Origin of the sequence: Acinetobacter sp. YH12116 (assembly GCF_013418895.1) — a bacterium.
In the GTDB taxonomy this organism is placed as follows: Bacteria; Pseudomonadota; Gammaproteobacteria; order Pseudomonadales; family Moraxellaceae; genus Acinetobacter; species Acinetobacter indicus.
This window is the reverse complement of the sequence record NZ_VPBE01000017.1, coordinates 19,900-36,337: the sequence shown is the minus strand read 5'-3', so window position 1 is coordinate 36,337 and position 16,438 is coordinate 19,900. Positions and strand designations below refer to the sequence as shown.

At 45.0% G+C, this 16,438-nt stretch carries 14 protein-coding genes, 1 tRNA gene and 1 pseudogene; 10 read left to right on the top strand and 6 right to left on the bottom strand.

Going from position 1 to position 16,438, the window contains the following annotated elements; all coding sequences use genetic code 11:
• Nucleotides 1–10 precede the first annotated feature (10 nt).
• Nucleotides 11–664, top strand: a complete 654-nt coding sequence (locus FTU54_RS10685; protein WP_005176696.1) for a tRNA-(ms[2]io[6]A)-hydroxylase — start codon at nucleotides 11–13, stop codon at nucleotides 662–664.
• Nucleotides 665–936: 272 nt separating this feature from the next.
• On the opposite strand, the gene FTU54_RS10680 is transcribed toward FTU54_RS10685, so the two are convergent.
• A tRNA-Asn gene (locus tag FTU54_RS10680) sits at nucleotides 937–1,012 on the bottom strand.
• A gap of 236 nt (nucleotides 1,013–1,248) precedes the next feature.
• Between FTU54_RS10680 and FTU54_RS10670 the strand changes: the two genes are divergently transcribed.
• On the top strand, nucleotides 1,249–1,707 hold the full coding sequence (locus tag FTU54_RS10670; protein ID WP_168370431.1) for a hypothetical protein: 459 nt from the start codon (nucleotides 1,249–1,251) through the stop codon (nucleotides 1,705–1,707).
• Nucleotides 1,708–1,803: 96 nt separating this feature from the next.
• Here the strand turns inward: FTU54_RS10670 and FTU54_RS10665 are convergent, their stop codons facing one another.
• Nucleotides 1,804–3,039 carry a pyridoxal phosphate-dependent aminotransferase gene (locus FTU54_RS10665; protein ID WP_127801371.1) on the bottom strand — a complete coding sequence of 412 codons (1,236 nt, stop codon included), beginning with the start codon at nucleotides 3,037–3,039 and terminating at the stop codon, nucleotides 1,804–1,806.
• 219 nt (nucleotides 3,040–3,258) lie between these two features.
• On the opposite strand from FTU54_RS10665, the gene FTU54_RS10660 reads away from it, so the two are divergent.
• Nucleotides 3,259–3,441 (top strand): hypothetical protein, encoded by a 183-nt coding sequence (locus FTU54_RS10660; protein WP_005176699.1) that lies wholly within the window; start codon nucleotides 3,259–3,261, stop codon nucleotides 3,439–3,441.
• Between the two features lie 46 nt (nucleotides 3,442–3,487).
• On the opposite strand, the pseudogene FTU54_RS10655 reads toward FTU54_RS10660, so the two are convergent.
• Nucleotides 3,488–4,937: pseudogene (locus tag FTU54_RS10655) on the bottom strand (diguanylate cyclase domain-containing protein).
• Between the two features lie 159 nt (nucleotides 4,938–5,096).
• A complete protein-coding gene (locus FTU54_RS10650; RefSeq protein WP_104494588.1) occupies nucleotides 5,097–5,876 on the bottom strand; it encodes a hypothetical protein in 780 nt (259 codons plus the stop codon).
• 309 nt (nucleotides 5,877–6,185) lie between these two features.
• Between FTU54_RS10650 and uvrB the strand changes: the two genes are divergently transcribed.
• The 6 genes from uvrB (at nucleotide 6,186) to FTU54_RS10620 (ending at nucleotide 13,281) form a co-directional block, all read left to right on the top strand.
• A complete protein-coding gene (uvrB, locus tag FTU54_RS10645) occupies nucleotides 6,186–8,207 on the top strand; it encodes an excinuclease ABC subunit UvrB (RefSeq protein WP_035362953.1) in 2,022 nt (673 codons plus the stop codon).
• Nucleotides 8,208–8,331: 124 nt separating this feature from the next.
• The gene (locus FTU54_RS10640) at nucleotides 8,332–8,919 is read left to right on the top strand and encodes a lipocalin family protein (protein ID WP_180074743.1); all 588 of its coding nucleotides are present in this window, start codon (nucleotides 8,332–8,334) and stop codon (nucleotides 8,917–8,919) included.
• A 133-nt stretch (nucleotides 8,920–9,052) separates the two neighbouring features.
• Nucleotides 9,053–9,982 carry an EamA family transporter RarD gene (rarD, locus tag FTU54_RS10635; RefSeq protein ID WP_168395057.1) on the top strand — a complete coding sequence of 310 codons (930 nt, stop codon included), beginning with the start codon at nucleotides 9,053–9,055 and terminating at the stop codon, nucleotides 9,980–9,982.
• A gap of 269 nt (nucleotides 9,983–10,251) precedes the next feature.
• A complete protein-coding gene (locus tag FTU54_RS10630; RefSeq protein ID WP_075167798.1) occupies nucleotides 10,252–11,709 on the top strand; it encodes a glyceraldehyde-3-phosphate dehydrogenase in 1,458 nt (485 codons plus the stop codon).
• Nucleotides 11,710–11,882: 173 nt separating this feature from the next.
• Nucleotides 11,883–12,593, top strand: coding sequence for a hypothetical protein (locus FTU54_RS10625; protein WP_035362956.1), 711 nt, complete (start codon nucleotides 11,883–11,885; stop codon nucleotides 12,591–12,593).
• 13 nt (nucleotides 12,594–12,606) lie between these two features.
• Nucleotides 12,607–13,281: a hypothetical protein gene (locus FTU54_RS10620; RefSeq protein ID WP_160241470.1), complete on the top strand. Its 675-nt coding sequence runs from the start codon at nucleotides 12,607–12,609 to the stop codon at nucleotides 13,279–13,281.
• Nucleotides 13,282–13,294: 13 nt separating this feature from the next.
• Here the strand turns inward: FTU54_RS10620 and FTU54_RS10615 are convergent, their stop codons facing one another.
• Nucleotides 13,295–14,146, bottom strand: coding sequence for an SDR family oxidoreductase (locus FTU54_RS10615; RefSeq protein ID WP_180074742.1), 852 nt, complete (start codon nucleotides 14,144–14,146; stop codon nucleotides 13,295–13,297).
• 115 nt (nucleotides 14,147–14,261) lie between these two features.
• On the opposite strand from FTU54_RS10615, the gene FTU54_RS10610 reads away from it, so the two are divergent.
• Nucleotides 14,262–14,636, top strand: a complete 375-nt coding sequence (locus FTU54_RS10610; protein ID WP_016660049.1) for a helix-turn-helix domain-containing protein — start codon at nucleotides 14,262–14,264, stop codon at nucleotides 14,634–14,636.
• Between the two features lie 500 nt (nucleotides 14,637–15,136).
• Here the strand turns inward: FTU54_RS10610 and FTU54_RS10605 are convergent, their stop codons facing one another.
• A complete protein-coding gene (locus FTU54_RS10605; RefSeq protein ID WP_168399838.1) occupies nucleotides 15,137–16,324 on the bottom strand; it encodes an MFS transporter in 1,188 nt (395 codons plus the stop codon).
• Nucleotides 16,325–16,438 lie beyond the last annotated feature (114 nt).

Genomic DNA, 16,438 nt, shown 5'->3' with positions numbered 1-16,438 from the left:
AAGTTTTTGTATGTCGACAATCAATTATGATGAGCTCATGAAGCCGGTGATCGGCTTCCTGGGCTGTGAAACCCCGCAAGCCTGGCTGGATGAAGCGCTGAACAATCTGGAAATCCTGATGCAGGATCATGCCAACTGCGAGAAAAAAGCCGCGGGCACGGCCATGAACCTGATGTTCCGCTATAGCTTCTTTACCGATTTGCAGGTCAAGCTGGCGCAACTGGTTCGTGAAGAAATGCTGCACTATGAACAGGTGCTGGAATTCATGAACAAACGCGGACAGGAGTGGAAAGGCTTAAGCGCAGGCCGTTATGCCGGCGGTTTACGCAAAGAAATCCGTACCTATGAGCCAGAAGCGTTAATTGATGTACTGGTGATAGGTGCCTTTGTAGAAGCGCGTTCCTGCGAGCGTTTTTATGCCTTGGCACCGCATGTTGATGAAGAGCTGGGGCGTTACTACCGCTATTTGCTGAAATCTGAATCGCGTCATTATGAAGATTATCTGGCACTGGCATTGGACGTTGCCAAAACTGCCAAGCTAAAAAATCCGGAAGAAGATATTCAGGGCCGGATTCAGCATATTCGTGAAGTCGAAAAAAATCTGATTTTAAGCCCGGATGATACTTTCCGTTTCCATAGCGGTGTGCCGGCCCAAGCGGCTTGAAACAGTCAATATTTTTTGAGAGAAAACGGGACTTCGGTTCCGTTTTTTTATGGCTGTGAGAAGGGGAATCAGGGCTGATTTACCTGTTTTTGAAGATAGATGCTCTGCTGATCTGGCGATTGACGTCTCGCCATTAGATCGCTCGGGAAGATCCTAATCTTCTTTTTTTATAACCTTCAGATGTGAATCGCTGTAGGAATTAAAAAGATTGAAAGCTATAAATTTTGGCAATAAAAAAGCCCAAGTCTTAAATGCTTGGGCTTTCTTGAATTTGGCTCTCCCACCTGGGCTCGAACCAGGGACCTGCGGATTAACAGTCCGTCGCTCTACCGACTGAGCTATGGGAGAATCTGAATGCGATTATAGAGGGATTTCAGCAGGGGTCAAGCGAAAACTGTCATCTTTTTTACATTTAAAGTTTATATGCTTTTTATTTGTGCAAAATAAAATAAAACACGAAAAAATCTTGCAAAGCAAAAAATCTGTTGTTAGATTAAATCCAGAAAGTCGTTTGACCAAATGGTTAAACAGTGTGGATTTAAACCAACTTGCCAGCACAAAAATGGCTAAATCGGAGACAGCGAATGAATACGCTCAGCATCCCTGAAATTTTTGCAAACCTCAATTTTTACAAAGACAACTACCTTTCTCTTATCAGCAATCCAGAAGATTATTATACGCCTGTTGCTTCGGCCTATATCAACGTATGGCCAGTCGGGCATGTCGATCTGTATCTGGGTGATTTACTGCAGCTGTGGTTTAGTGAAAAATGGCTGATCAATGAGCCATGTTTCCAGCTTTCAGAGCATCCGGATCATGCGATCCGCACGCCATTACAGCGCAGCCAGGATTTATACCTGTATCAGCTTGCCGGCAGTGCCTTGTCGGGCAGTAACCGCTGCCGGGTCTGGTCGGCTTCTGAACAAAAAGAACTGCGGGTGAGTCTGGATAGTGCCTTTAAATATTACTGTATTTATAAGGGTACAGACCGTCCTGACATCTCACGCAGTCAGCTCATTCAGGCGCTGAAAAAGGCCATCTAACCGTTATCTATGGTCCGCTGAATTGAGCGTTTAGAGTTAAATCAGGCCATAAAAAAACCGCGAACAGGTCGCGGTTTTTTTATTGCTCAGAAGAGATTATTGAGCAGCTTTTTCAGCTTCGATCGACGCAATCGCTTCATCAACGCCTTCGATTGAATCCGCCGCTTTCTTGATACGCGCTAACGCATCTACCAGCACTTCATCAGCCGTTGCATAAGAGATACGCATGAAACCGCCTAAACCGAATGCATCACCTGGAACCACGGCCACGCCCGTTTCTTCCAGTAACCATGCAGAGAATTCTGTGCAAGATTTTAAGCCTTTTGCACGAATTAATGGTTTGATGTTTGCGTATGCATAGAATGCGCCATCTGCAGGTAGGCAAGAAATACCTTTGATGTCATTCAAGCCATTTACCACAAGGTCGTGACGGCGTTTGAATGCTTCAACCATTGGCTCAAGTACGTCTTGTGGGCCGTTCAACGCAGCTTCTGCAGCCACTTGTGAAATAGACGTCGGGTTAGAGGTTGACTGAGACTGGATTTTTTTCATCGCACCGATCAGTTTAGCAGGGCCCGCTGCATAGCCGATACGCCAGCCAGTCATGGCATAGGCTTTAGACACACCGTTTAACACGATAGTGCGGTCATACAGGTCTGGTGCAACAGTAGCGATGTTGTAGAACTCGTCATCCCAGCGGATTGGTTCGTACATGTCGTCAGATGCGATATACACTTCTGGGTATTTACGCAGTACTTCAGCCAGAGCTTCCAGTTCAGCTTTGGTGTAGATCATACCTGTCGGGTTAGACGGGCTGTTCAGTACCACTAAACGGGTTTTGTCTGTGATGGCTGCTTCTAACTGAGCAGGAGTGATTTTGAAGCGTTGTTCTTCGCCACATTTTACAATCACTGGCACGCCTTCAGCGATGATGACCATATCTGGATAGCTTACCCAGAATGGCGCAGGGATGATCACTTCATCACCTTTGTTTAACAGTGCAAGTGCCAAGTTAAAGAATGATTGTTTACCACCGCAAGACACCAGAATCTGGTTGGCTTGGTAGTCAAGGTTATTGTCACGTTTTAGTTTCGCAATAATGGCTTTTTTCAGGCCTGGCGTACCGTCAACAGCGGTATATTTGGTAAAACCGTTGTTAATCGCTGCAATTGCTGCATCTTTGATGTGTTGTGGTGTATCGAAATCCGGTTCGCCTGCACCCAAGCCAATTACGTTATGACCAGCAGCTTTCAATTCAGCAGCTTTGTTTGTCACAGCAAGCGTTGGGGACGGTTTGATGGCATTTACACGATCAGAGAGACGTACGTCCACGGCAGTATTCCTTCTTATAGGGATTAAAAAATAAAAAGCACACTATCTTAGCTCAAAAATAGTCACTTCGTCGTTTAAAATCTCAACAAATTAATAAAAAATCACGAAATTTATGCTTCTGCGCCTCAAAATAAGGCATTTTTGAGAATAAAAAGCCGGAGACTCGCTTCTGACTGCAAAAAACCTTAAAATAGCGCTAATTTGATTTGAGTTATCGTCATGAGTAAGCAGCAGCCTACTTCAAAAAAACCTGTGGTAAAACTCCCATTCCCAATGCCATCTGCGGAAGAAAAAGCCCAGATGGATGCCTTGCATAATCAGGTTCGTCCTAAAGACGAAGGTTATGCCGACAAGCTGTTTCCACCACCACGTGGGACCCGTAAATCTATGGGTAAACGCTAAGAAAAATGCCACGTTCTGTGGCATTTTTTATGGGCACTTGATGGGTTTAATCCTGGGTTTCACGCCGGTCAAACTGGACATAATAGGCACGCTTTTGGGTGTACATGGCCTGATCGGCGCGTTTTAGCATCTCTTCAATGCTTTCCTGCGGCAGTGTGGTCGCAGACCCAATCGACAGATTCAGCATCTGATTGCCATGAAACTGACTGTCAATTAACAGCAGTTCCTGCAAGCCCGCCAGACAGTTGTGCAGGGCAATCTCATCGGCACCTGGTAGCAAAACCACAAATTCATCACCGCCAATACGGCAGGCACTGTACTGGGTATTCTGGACAAGCTGATTCAGCAGTTCACCGGTGCGTCTGAGCAGATCATCACCGCTATCATGGCCAAAGGCATCATTCACGACTTTTAAGCCATTCATATCAATATAGATACTGGACACAGGCCGCAGACTGCTGCGCTCTAAACGATTCACTTCTTCAGTATAATGCGAGCGATTCAAAAGCTTGGTCAGCACATCATGCTTGCCCAGATATTCCAGATAGTTTTCGGCTTTTTTTACGTGCGGTAATATCGGTCAAGGCCACCTGAACTGTGCTCCAGTCCTTTTCATAGCCGGGAAATACGGTAAATTGCAGCAATACATGGCGGATGCTGCCATCCAGCGCATAATTGATGGCTTCACGCTGATGGTGAATATTGCCATTCCAGAGCTCGATCAGCTGTTCCCTGAACGTATGCTGCATTTCTCCGGCAAAAATTTTATGAATATTTTGCAGCAGGGTGTTTTTGTCCGGGGCGCCAAATAAATCCAGCGTGGCCTGATTGACATCAATAATCAGCACATCCCGGATACATTGCTGGATAAAATCCGGATGCACATCTAAAAAGGTATTGAAGTCATCTATGCCCAAATGGCGCAGCTGATCGAGCCGGCTTTTAATCCGGCTAAAATCTTCCACCCACAAGGAGGTGGGTGAATAGACAAAGCGCGATTCAGCCAGTAAACGCTGCTGATCTGCCTGCCGGCGCGCCGCGGTATATGGGGTGATGTTTTCGGTACTGACCAGCACCAAAGACAGGTCATGCTCATGCGAGGGCACCACGGTGCCGCGTAACTGGATATCCAGCCGTTTCCCGTTCAGGCTGTAATTGACGGCCTGACTGGAAAATTCGGTTTGACCTTCCCACAAGCTGATCAGCTCATCAATATGGGTGCTGGCCATCTCACCTTTAAAAATCTGCTCCAGGTTGCTAATTAAATGCTGCAGATCTTGGGCTTCATACAGTTCCAGGGTTTTCTGGTTTACGCTCAGAATTTTAATTTTACGGGCACATTCAATGACACGGCTTAGATCTTCCAGTAAATAGCCACGTAAATCCTGAATGCCTTGTGCACGCCACAGCTCAAACTGCTTTTTAATTTCACTAAAGTCTTCCAGCCACAGGGCAATCGGCGCAAGGGTAAAAACAGGCGTGTCCAGTATTGTCATAGTCTGAAGCTCGATTATTCTAGTGAATGAAAAATAGAATTATAATCAAGTTTTTATTATGTGATAAAAATTGTGTTTATTTTTATAAATGTGATTTATATCACCAAAATACAGAACAACCGGCTCAATGGCCGGCTGCTCTGGTATTAAAAAGAGGGATTATTTTTTGGCCCGATGCGCCGGACGCGGTGGGGTAATTTCACGTTGACCATGCCAGACTTCGGCAAAATCCTGTTCATTAATACTATACAGTTCCAGTAAGGCTAGAATCACCCCGCCAAACAGCATGGAACCTTCAGAGTTGCTTTGCCATTCAAAGACCTTGTCTTTCAGGCCATATAAAATATCTTCAATTTCAAAAATCCGGTCACGGCCATTGCTGTCGGTCGGGTACATCTGGGTATTCAGCAAAATTTTAGCCAGACTTTTTTCATTGTCATTTAAAGCCAGCACTTCAATCAGCTCATCCGGATTGCTGGCAAAAATTACCGGATCACGAAAAATGGTATGCAGAAAATGCTGATTCAGTTTCGGTAAAGATTTCTCGACAAAAGGCCGGAAGGAGGCCGGGAAAATCACATTGTGGGAAATGCCTTTAAACATCGGGGCAATTTCCTCGACTTTATAACCGGCAATACCACAGCCAATTGAAGTCAGAAAATACTTCATTTTCGGATGATTTTTGGTATAGGTTTTAAAGTCATCTATATAGTGCTGAATTTGCGACAGTGGCATTTGCTGCAAATGCTCGTTCATGGTTGGAATGGCAAAGCTTTGTCCGGCCCAGCCACGACCTACGCCGCGCACGGCGCCAAAGTGTTGCAGGGCAGTGCGCGCTGCACCGCCGGTATGATCACCCGCCAGATTACTGCCAAAGACAAAAATCGTATCTTCAGGCAAGCTTTTAATAATACTTTCATCATGATATCGGTAAGTCATTGTCATTAAATCTATGTGATCCCTTGTGTTCATGTTGCCCGTGAAGCGGGGCAGAATCAAGTGAAAAAGCACAAGACGAGGGTGTTTTTCTGTTTCACATGAAGATTTTGCTTTGATCTGGGTATGTCTGGTGAGAGTGTGCCAAACAGCAGCGGGTGAAGGTCTTTATTTCAGTTGCACTGCGGACTAAAAACAGAACCTTGCCGATGCTGCCGGTGACAAGAAAGTGTACAAAAATTACAATCTGAAGCCAGATAATAGGCTGAATCTGTTAGACTATTTTTTTCGATCTGTATGAGTACGCTATCCGTGAGTGATCATCAACCTTTTGAATTGGTTACCCATTATCAACCTGCTGGAGATCAGCCGCAGGCCATTGAAAAGCTGGTGCAGGGAATTCAAAAGGGCATGCATGATCAGTTGCTGCTGGGGGTAACCGGTTCCGGTAAGACCTATACCATGGCCAACGTGATTGCCCAGTTACAGCGGCCAACTATTGTCATGGCGCATAACAAGACTCTGGCGGCCCAGCTCTACGGCGAATTTAAAGCCTTTTTCCCGCATAACTCGGTTGAATATTTTGTCAGTTATTATGACTACTATCAGCCGGAAGCCTATGTGCCATCTTCCGATACCTTTATTGAAAAAGATGCCGCCATTAATGATCACATTGACCAGATGCGACTGTCGGCGACGCGGGCATTACTGGAACGTCGTGACTCGATTATTGTGGCATCGGTATCGGCTATTTACGGTCTGGGTGATCCGAATGCCTATATGAGCATGTTGTTGCATGTGGTGCAGGGCGACCGGATTCAACGTGAAGATATCATCCGCCGGCTGGTAGAAATGCAATATAGCCGCAATGAACTGGAATTTTTGCGCGGGACCTACCGGATTCGCGGTGAAATTATTGATATTTTCCCGGCAGAATCAGAGCAGAATGCCATCCGGATTGAACTATTTGATGATGAAGTCGATTCGATCCGCTGGTTTGATCCGCTGACTGGCAAAATGATCCGCAAAGTGCCACGCGTCACCATCTACCCGAAAAGCCATTATGTGACGCCCAAAGACCATTTGCAGCGCGCCATTGAAACTATTCGTGAAGAACTGAAAGAACGTTTAGGCTTTTTCCGTGCACATGACAAGCTGCTGGAAGCACAGCGCATCGAGCAGCGTACCCGTTATGATCTGGAAATGATGCAGCAGCTCGGCTATACCAACGGCATTGAAAACTATTCCCGTCATTTATCCGGTCGTCCGGCCGGTGAGGCGCCACCAACCCTGTTTGATTATGTGCCGGATGATGCCTTGCTGATTATTGATGAGTCGCATGTTACCGTGCCGCAAATTGGTGCCATGTATAAAGGGGACCGTTCGCGTAAGGAAAACCTGGTCAATTATGGTTTCCGTTTACCAAGCGCGCTGGATAACCGGCCAATGAAATTTGAAGAATGGGAACGGATTATTCCAAGCACCATTTATGTCAGTGCCACACCGGCGCAGTATGAACTGGAAAAAGCCGAGCAGATTGTCGAGCAGGTGGTGCGTCCAACCGGTCTGATTGATCCGGAAATTGAAATCCGTCCGGTGCTGACCCAGGTCGATGATGTCCTGTCGGAAATTAACCTGCGTAAAGATAAAAACGAACGGGTTCTGGTCACGACCTTAACCAAGCGCATGGCCGAAGATTTAAGTTCCTATTTAAAAGAATACGGCATTAAAGTGGCCTATCTGCATTCCGATATTGATACGGTCGAGCGGGTCAAGATTATTCATGAGCTGCGTACCGGGATTTATGATGTGCTGGTGGGGATTAACCTGCTGCGTGAAGGTCTGGATATGCCAGAAGTCTCGCTGGTGGCGATTCTGGATGCCGACAAGGAAGGCTTCCTGCGTTCCGAACGTTCGCTGATTCAGACTATTGGTCGTGCTGCGCGGAACATTGCCGGTAAGGCGATTTTATATGCTGACCGGATAACCGATTCCATGCAAAAAGCCATTGATGAAACTGAACGTCGCCGAGCCAAGCAAATTGAATTTAACCAGCTACATGGTATTACTCCGCGCAGTGCTGTGCGTCAGGTCATTAAAGAAATTGATACCGGCGAGGTGCTGGAAGAAGACGTAATTGATGAGCAGATGGCAGCCCAAACCTTGGCATTAACCGCGGATGAACGGCATATCGTGTCGGACCCGAAACTGTTTGCCAAGCATGTGGCCAAGCTGGAAAAAGAGATGCTCAAAGCCTCAAAAGAATTGCAGTTTGAACAGGCCGCACGTCTGCGTGATGAAATTATTCGTTTGAAGGCACAAATGCTGCAGTAAAGAAAAGTGTGGGAACTGTTAAAAAACTCCTTACATAACACAACAGTAAATACCTGAATTTACCGTTAATTTAGCCAAGTATGCTGAGAACTCCAGAACAATATTGAAGCTATAAGGTGACCTGATGAAAACGAATAATCTCCCTAAAGCGAGTTATAAATTGGCAAAAATTGCCGTAGGCGGGGTAGTGCTGGTCGGTTTAGGGCTGGCCACCATGGCTTATGCCCAGAAAGAGCCACTACCCACCGTTGAAAAAGTGGAATTGGATCGTTACCTAGGGGTCTGGTATGAGGTGGCACGTAAACCGATGTCCTTCCAGAATAAATGTGATCGGGATGTCACGGCGACCTATACCTTAAATGAAAATGGCAATATCAAGGTCGATAATCGCTGTATCACCAAAAATGGCGAACAAACCGTTTCTATTGGTGAAGCCTTTGTACAAAATGCGCCGTTTAATACCAAACTGAAAGTCAGCTTCCTGCCAGAATTTATCCGCTGGATGCCAATTGGTCGCGGTGATTACTGGGTGCTAAAACTGGATGAAGATTATCAGACCGCGCTGGTCGGTGAGCCACATCGCAAATATATGTGGGTGTTGTCGCGTACCCCGCAGGCCAATCCCGAAGTGATCAATGAATATCTCGAATATGCCAAATCTTTAGGCTATAACCTGGATGATATTATTCACACCAAACAGACAGCCCGTTAAAGCAATCTCCTACTAAAAATACACCATGCTCCGGCATGGTTTTTTATTTTTCGGTCAATAATTCATGCACGAACAGAGTTTTCCGGAGATGAACTGAGTATAATCAGCGCTCGGCAAAGATCAGGAGTGAAAGATGTATAAAGGCGTTGCTTTGTCTGTATTGGCATCCGTCACTTTTGGTGTGCTGTATTTCTATACCCAGTTTCTGCAACCTTTAGACAGTGAAGAAACTTTTGCCTGGCGCATGCTGTCCACCTTGCCTTTTATCACCCTGTTTATGTGGTGGAGTGGTGATTTAAAGCATGTGGCCGAGATTTTCAGGCGGGTGCTACAACAGCCGCTTTTATTGCTGTGGCTGCTGATCAGTTCGTTCTTATGTACCACGCAACTGTGGCTGTTTTTATGGGGGCCAATTAACGGCCGTGGTCTGGAAGTGTCGCTCGGTTATTTCCTGTTGCCACTGGTGATGGTGCTGGTTGGCTGTGTGCTGTATAAGGAAAAACTGTCCAGCTGGCAAATGCTGGCGGTGGCGCTAGCCGTACTGGGCGTCGGACATGAAATCTGGCGCATTGGCAGTGTGGCCTGGGAAACTGTGTATGTGGCGCTGGCTTATCCTTTGTATTTCTTTTTACGCCGTCAGTTTAAAACTGACAATTTAGGCGGTTTCTGGTGGGATCTGTTCCTGATTTTACCAGTCGCGTTTTATCTGGGCTTTGTTTATAGCGACAGCATGGCATTGCTGTTGAATTACTCGCATCTGATCTGGGCTGTGCTGGGACTGGGCTTTTTAAGTGCCTTAGGTTTGGGCAGTTATATTCTGGCCAGCCGTTATTTGCCTTTTGTGATTTTTGGTTTGCTTAGCTATCTGGAACCGGTGTTGCTGGCTTTCGCCTCAATGATGCTGGGCGAGCGTGTTGAAGCCGATGAATGGCTGACCTACATTCCAATCTGGCTGGCGGTATTGCTGCTGGTGATTGAAGGTGTACTGCATGTACTGAAACAGAAACGGCAGGAGCGGGCCTTGCAAAAAAATGTCCAGAACTATCAGGACCGGCTGGAATAGCAAAAAAATATTGTTATCAGTCGGTAAAATTTGTCTGATAAAGCAACAAACAGATAACTTGCTCTTTTTTATATGAAAAATAGCGTTTTTTAAAGATTTAGGTGCGAAATCATAAAAATAATTACAACTATTTTGCAAATTTATACTGAATATATAGCAAAATAGAGCGGTCTTAGACAGCTTTTGATTCAATCTTGCTGCCAATTCCATTACAATTGTCGGGTTTTGAATTTTATGCCTAGATATACAATTAATTAGAGGACGTATCTGTGAGCAAAGAGACTATCATCGCCCTACACGCAGAGCACCAAGGTCGCTGGAAAAACCGTGAAGAAATCGCGGAACAAATGATCGCTTTGATCGGTAAGCTGTACCGTGAGAAAAATATTGTTGTTTCAGTATTTGGACGTTCTTTAGTTAACCGTTCAGTGATTCAGATTTTAAAAGCACACCGTTTCACGCGTATGATGGACGTTGAGCTTTCAGTTGTACACACTTTCCCGATTCTTGAAGCATTAGCAAAAGTTGAAAACATTGGTACTGCTGAAATCGACCTGGGTAAACTTGCAGTTGCCTTTAAAGAGCAAGGCGGCGATGCAGATGCATTTGTAGCAGCTGCAGTCAAAGCGGTTGAAGGTCGTCCAACTTCTGTAGAAGGCCGTGATGTTGTACTTTACGGTTTCGGTCGTATTGGTCGTATCCTGGCACGTTTAATGATTGGTCAGTCTGGTCTGGGCCGTGGCTTGAACTTAAAAGCCATCGTAGTGCGTAAATCTGCAGATGGTGATCTGGAAAAACGCGCGTCTTTATTACGTCGTGACTCGATCCATGGTCCATTCTCTGGCACCATTTCTGTTGATGAAGAAAACGAAGCAATCATTGCGAATGGTCAGTTCATTAAAGTGATCTATGCTTCTAACCCGTCTGAAGTAGATTACACTGCATACGGTATCAACAATGCATTGGTAATCGACAACACCGGTAAATGGCGTGATGCTGACGGTCTGGCTCAGCACCTGCAATGCCCAGGCGCAGCACGTGTCATTCTGACTGCACCTGGTAAAGGTGACATGAAGAACGTTGTTTATGGTGTAAACCAGGGCGACATTCTTGATGAAGATGCCATCATCTCTGCAGCAAGCTGTACTACAAACGCAATCACGCCAACCTTGAAAGTGTTAGACGACAAATACAAGGTGCTTAACGGTCACGTTGAAACAGTTCACTCGTTCACTAACGACCAGAACCTGATCGACAACTACCACAAAGCTGACCGTCGTGGCCGTGCTGCGACATTGAACATGGTAATTACTGAAACTGGCGCAGCGAAAGCAGTGGCGAAAGCACTTCCAGCGCTGAAAGGCAAGTTAACCGGTAACTCTGTACGTGTTCCAACACCAAACGTATCACTGGCAATTCTGAACCTGACGCTGGAGAAAGAAGTTGAGCGTGACGAAGTGAACGAATACATCCGTCAAATCTCAATCAGCTCGAACCTGCAAGGTCAGATCGGTTATACCAACTCGACTGAAGTGGTATCTTCTGACTTCATCGGTTCACGTACTGCAGGTGTATTCGACGCGCAAGCAACCATCACTTCAGGTAACCGTTTAACGGCTTATGTATGGTACGACAACGAAGTGGGCTATAGCTGCCAGGTACTGCGTATCGCTGAACAGATGGGCGGCGTAAGCTATCCAAAAGTTCCTGCTGAAACAAATGCTTAATTTGTAATGCAGACCAGAAAGAGCCTCATTTGAGGTTCTTTTTTTATCTTTCATTAAAATAATAAGCAAAGACGCTATACAAAAAATTGCAAACCGTATCACGGTTTTTGGGCACAATTTCTGTCGAGAAAAACAAAAATGACAGATAGGATAAACCGTTGCCAAACAGATTGATGCTCCGCGGCATAATCTTGATGGTGCTGGCAGCCATGGTAGGTGTAGCAATTGCCTTATGGATTTTTCGGCATTTTCAGATTTATATTCCGCTCGAAAACCAGCAGGTCAATATTGATTTGCAGGAAGCACTCCAAGCCGAAGTTAAAATTCATGATGCACTGGATGTCGATGTCAGTGGCCGGGTCAATGCGGTTATTCCCATTCAGGAAAATCTGGATATTCCGCTGACCCAAACCTTAAATCCACGGGTGTATTTTGATACGCATGTGCCAATTCGTACCACCATTCCGGTGCGGGAAACCCTAAAAATTAACCAGCCCTTGGCGGTTGATACCCAGGTCAAAGTCAGGTTAATGGGTAAAGACATCAGTTTGCCGCTCAAAGGCACCATTCCCATTGTGCTGGATGTCCCCATTTATATGGATGTGCCGCTGGCGCAAAAAGTCCATTTAAAATTTAATGCGCCGGTAAAAACCGTATTAAAAGAAAACCTGAATATTCCATTAAAAACCACACTGAATACCCAGATTCCGGTACAAGGTCATTTAAATGTGCCAATTCAAACCGCGCTGAAGGCCTCGGTGGATGTAAAAAATACCTTACCAATTAAGATTGAGCAGGGTGAGCTGAATATTCCTTTAAACAGTATTCGTCTGGCGACGGCCGAAACGGCGCAGCCACAGACTACTGTACAAATGGTCGAGTAGAGGAGCGTGCAAGATGTTTTCTTCACTTCGCCATCAGCTTGTGTTGGGCTTGATTGTGGCTGCGCTGGTCGCACTTCTGTTCTGGCTGTATTTAAATATTCAGGCCTCGATGTATGTGAATGCCCAAAAAGCACGGCTGTTGTTACCGGAAGATTTACCCACTCATATTGAGGTCGGCAATTATTTACAGGCGCATACCCAAGGCCATTTAGATACTGAAATTCAGCTGGATCAGCAGGTGCAATTGCCGTTAGAAGGCAAATATCCGGCCAATCTGCAATTTGTGGTCACCACACCGATTGATGTAAAAGTGGACTATAAAACCCATATTCAAATTGATCAGCTGATGCCATTACAGACCAGCACCGATTTAATCTATCAGAATCCGTTATTGCCCAAACTGCCGTTACAGCTGGATATTCCAATTAAAATGAGTGTGCCGTTTCATTTGCAGCGCACCTATCGGCTGCCAGTGAAGATTTTATTTAATGGCCCGGTCGGTCTGGAATTTCATGAGCTGTTAAAGGTTCGCTTGCTGCATCAATTTGCGCCGCAATTAAATCTGAATGATCCAATGACCTTGCAGAAAGTTTCTGGATTTAATGCCACGATGCGTAATGTTGAGCGACGCACACATGCCAATCTGGATATGAAAATGGATCTGAAACTGAGCCAGATCCATCCATAAACTGAAGCTGACTTTAGATCAGTTTCTGCAAAATACTTGTGATGCTTGCGGTTGGACGTCCCAGTAACGTTTGCAAATCCTGACTTTGGCTATACATGACGCCATTTTGGGTTTGAGCATCGACATCCGCCAAGAAACTGGCAAAATCCTCATCTAAGCCCACCTGTAGCAACAGTTGCTCAAAGGCTTCAGGGCTTAAGTTATTGTACTGCACTGGTTGTTGACTCACCTCGGAGATGGCTTGAGCAAGATCAGCCTTAGTAAAGCTTTGGCTTGATGCCAACTCATAGGTTTTATTCAGATGGGTATCCGTGAGTAATACACGTGCAATTGCTTCAGCATATTCGTCACGAGACGCGGCACTAATTTGACCATCCCCACTTGCACCATATATTGCGCCATGTTGGATCTCTTGGGTTAAGCCACCCAAATAGTTCTCGATATACCAGTTGTTGCGAAGCAGGGTATAGCTCAATCCACTTTCTTGAATCAATTTTTCAGTTTCACGATGTTCCTGTGCCAAGCCTAAACTGGAGTGACCTGCATTTAACAAACTGGTATAGGCAATATAGGGAACTTGACTCGCCTGGGCGGCTTCAATTACAGCTTGGTGTTGTGCAGTACGACGACCAATTTCATTGGCTGAAATTAAAAGTAACTTATCTACGCCCAATAATGCGGTACTTAAACTTTCAGGCTTGTCGTAGTCGAAATGGCGGATTTCGATGCCTTTCGGTAATTGTGCCTGGGCTTTTTCAATATTACGGACCAACGCAATAAGGTGATGTTCTGAACTTAAATTGAAAAGATGGTGGATCACCAATTGACCCAACTGACCGGTTGCACCTGTAATCGCAATATTCATATCTCACTCCAACATTGTTTGAAAAATAATCTTGATGGTTAAATACTAATCTGATAACTTACTAAATGTAAGTACGTACCAAAAAGTAAGTCTATTACTCACAGGAAAGATTTTTATGTCAGCTTATGAAACCAGTAAATTACTTGGTCAGGTTTTATCCACAGATTGTCCATCGCGTGAAATTTTGGAACACTTAACCAATAAATGGTCGGTATTGGTTCTGCGCTGTTTAAGTGATGGTGTACATCGTTTTAGCGAGTTAAAGCAGCGTATTGAAGGGGTGAGCGAGAAAATGTTAGCGCAGACTTTAAAAATGCTGGAACAAGATGGTTTTATATTAAGAACGGTTTATCCCGTTGTGCCACCAAAAGTAGAATATCAGCTGACGATTTTGGGTTCGCAAGCGTCTGAAAAGTTAAATTACTTGATTGGATGGGTAGAGCGTAGTTTGCCTGAGATTTTAGAGAATAAAGCGCGCGTTTCAAAATAGATTAAGTTGCTTGTGGGGAAGCAATAATGAAACCCTCTGAACATCTGGCCGCGTCACTTTTAGTGGTCTATGCCATTATTTTGACTTTTATTTCATAGCCGAATTCCATAACTTAAGCACAAACATGTTGGGCTCATTTTCAATTTCTGGAAGACACGACTGGAGATCAAAGCTTAAAGGATAGGATTAAATAATTTAATCATAAAAGAATAGGATTATATTCAAGCTATTCGCGGAGGTTAACGTCGAAAAATATCGAGTTTATTGATTATCGAGTATCTAGGCTTGGAAAAGAAATGGGTCATACTTTTATCGCGTTAGGTCAGAAGTTAATGCGCTATGCAATTGATCAACAATAATAAAAAGAAATATTTTTATAAGCTAGTTTAAACTTCTCATTCAGCATAACAGCCCCTCATCCTAGCCTTCTCCCAAAGGGAGAAGGAACTTGCAGGATTTATCTTATGAATGAGTCATGACCAGTGATGGATCAAAATATTTTAAGCCTGTTTCATCTTTTTAAAATCAAAACGGTCAATCACTAAAATGCCAAGCGCAAAGATTAGTCCAAGTGCCACACAGCCAATCCATTCAAAATGTTCCCAGGCATACACCGCACCCAGTGAACCAATGGCTGCCCCTGAAAAGTAAATGGTCATATATACCGCATTAATTCTTGAACGCGCTTTAATATCAATCCGATAGACCAGGTTCTGGTTTAATACGTGAAATGCGGTCAGGCCAAAATAGCTCATCAGTACCCCAATCGCGTAGACCACAATATTCTGCTGGGCAAAAAACAGCGGAATACAGGACAACAGCATCAGGGAAATACATAGCGTTGCAACCAGATTTTCCTTGCCTTGTCCTACGGTTTTCCCCGACCAGCTGGCCGAATAAATCCCGATCACGCCAAGTAAGCCAAACAGGCCAATTTCAAAATCGCTAAAATGATAAGGCGCGCTGCCCAAGACAAAGGTCATTGAGGTAAAGACCATCGACAAAATGCCAAAGCCTAAGGCGCCGGCACAGGCACGGCGAATTAAATGCGGATGATGCCGCGCCAGTTTAAATAAGGAACGATAAATCCCCGTCACCGTTAAACCGGGTTGTGGCTCGGTATTCGGCAGTTTGTGCCACATCAGCAGGGCAAAGCCCAAGGTCAGTATTCCGCTAGATAAATACACACCTTCCCATGACCAGTAGGTCGATACAAAACCGGCAAAGGTGCGCGACAGAATAATCCCCATTACCAGACCACTCATTAGTTTACCGACAATCGCGGCACTCGATTCCGGCGGACTAATGGTCGAGGCAAACGGAATTAACACCTGCGCGGAAATCGCACCAAAAGTGGCACATAAGGTAAAGAAATATAGTCCAGACAGGCTGCTGCTCAAAGACAGCAGGATTTGTGAAATTGCTGCGAAGACCATCAAACTAACAATTAGCTTGCGTTTATTGAGTAAATCACCCAGTGGCACCAATAGCATAAGTCCTAAACCATAACCAATTTGCGCGACTACTACAGCAAAGCCGGCTTGACTGGTGCTAATGCCCAGACTTTTTTCAATTGAATAAATGAGTGGCTGGTTAAAATAGGCAGAACCGGCACAGAGGCCACAGGCCAGCGCCATCAGTAATACAAATTGAGGGGACAGCACTGGCGTGGCGGTTGGGGAGGACATAACAATTTCTCAAGTCAGCGAGTAGCACACTATAGGTGTTGTGGACTGAAAATAGAAATAAGAAAAAACAATCATTTGATTGCTGAATATCATGCTTGGAAAAAAATAAGCGCT

Coding starts and splice junctions, on each gene's coding strand:
- FTU54_RS10685 (WP_005176696.1), top strand. CDS start 11: ATGTCGACAATCAATTATGATGAGCTCATGAAGCCGGTGATCGGCTTC.
- FTU54_RS10670 (WP_168370431.1), top strand. CDS start 1,249: ATGAATACGCTCAGCATCCCTGAAATTTTTGCAAACCTCAATTTTTAC.
- FTU54_RS10660 (WP_005176699.1), top strand. CDS start 3,259: ATGAGTAAGCAGCAGCCTACTTCAAAAAAACCTGTGGTAAAACTCCCA.
- FTU54_RS10650 (WP_104494588.1), bottom strand. CDS start 5,876: ATGACTTACCGATATCATGATGAAAGTATTATTAAAAGCTTGCCTGAA.
- FTU54_RS10640 (WP_180074743.1), top strand. CDS start 8,332: ATGAAAACGAATAATCTCCCTAAAGCGAGTTATAAATTGGCAAAAATT.
- rarD (WP_168395057.1), top strand. CDS start 9,053: ATGTATAAAGGCGTTGCTTTGTCTGTATTGGCATCCGTCACTTTTGGT.
- FTU54_RS10625 (WP_035362956.1), top strand. CDS start 11,883: ATGCTCCGCGGCATAATCTTGATGGTGCTGGCAGCCATGGTAGGTGTA.
- FTU54_RS10620 (WP_160241470.1), top strand. CDS start 12,607: ATGTTTTCTTCACTTCGCCATCAGCTTGTGTTGGGCTTGATTGTGGCT.
- FTU54_RS10615 (WP_180074742.1), bottom strand. CDS start 14,146: ATGAATATTGCGATTACAGGTGCAACCGGTCAGTTGGGTCAATTGGTG.
- FTU54_RS10610 (WP_016660049.1), top strand. CDS start 14,262: ATGTCAGCTTATGAAACCAGTAAATTACTTGGTCAGGTTTTATCCACA.
- FTU54_RS10605 (WP_168399838.1), bottom strand. CDS start 16,324: ATGTCCTCCCCAACCGCCACGCCAGTGCTGTCCCCTCAATTTGTATTA.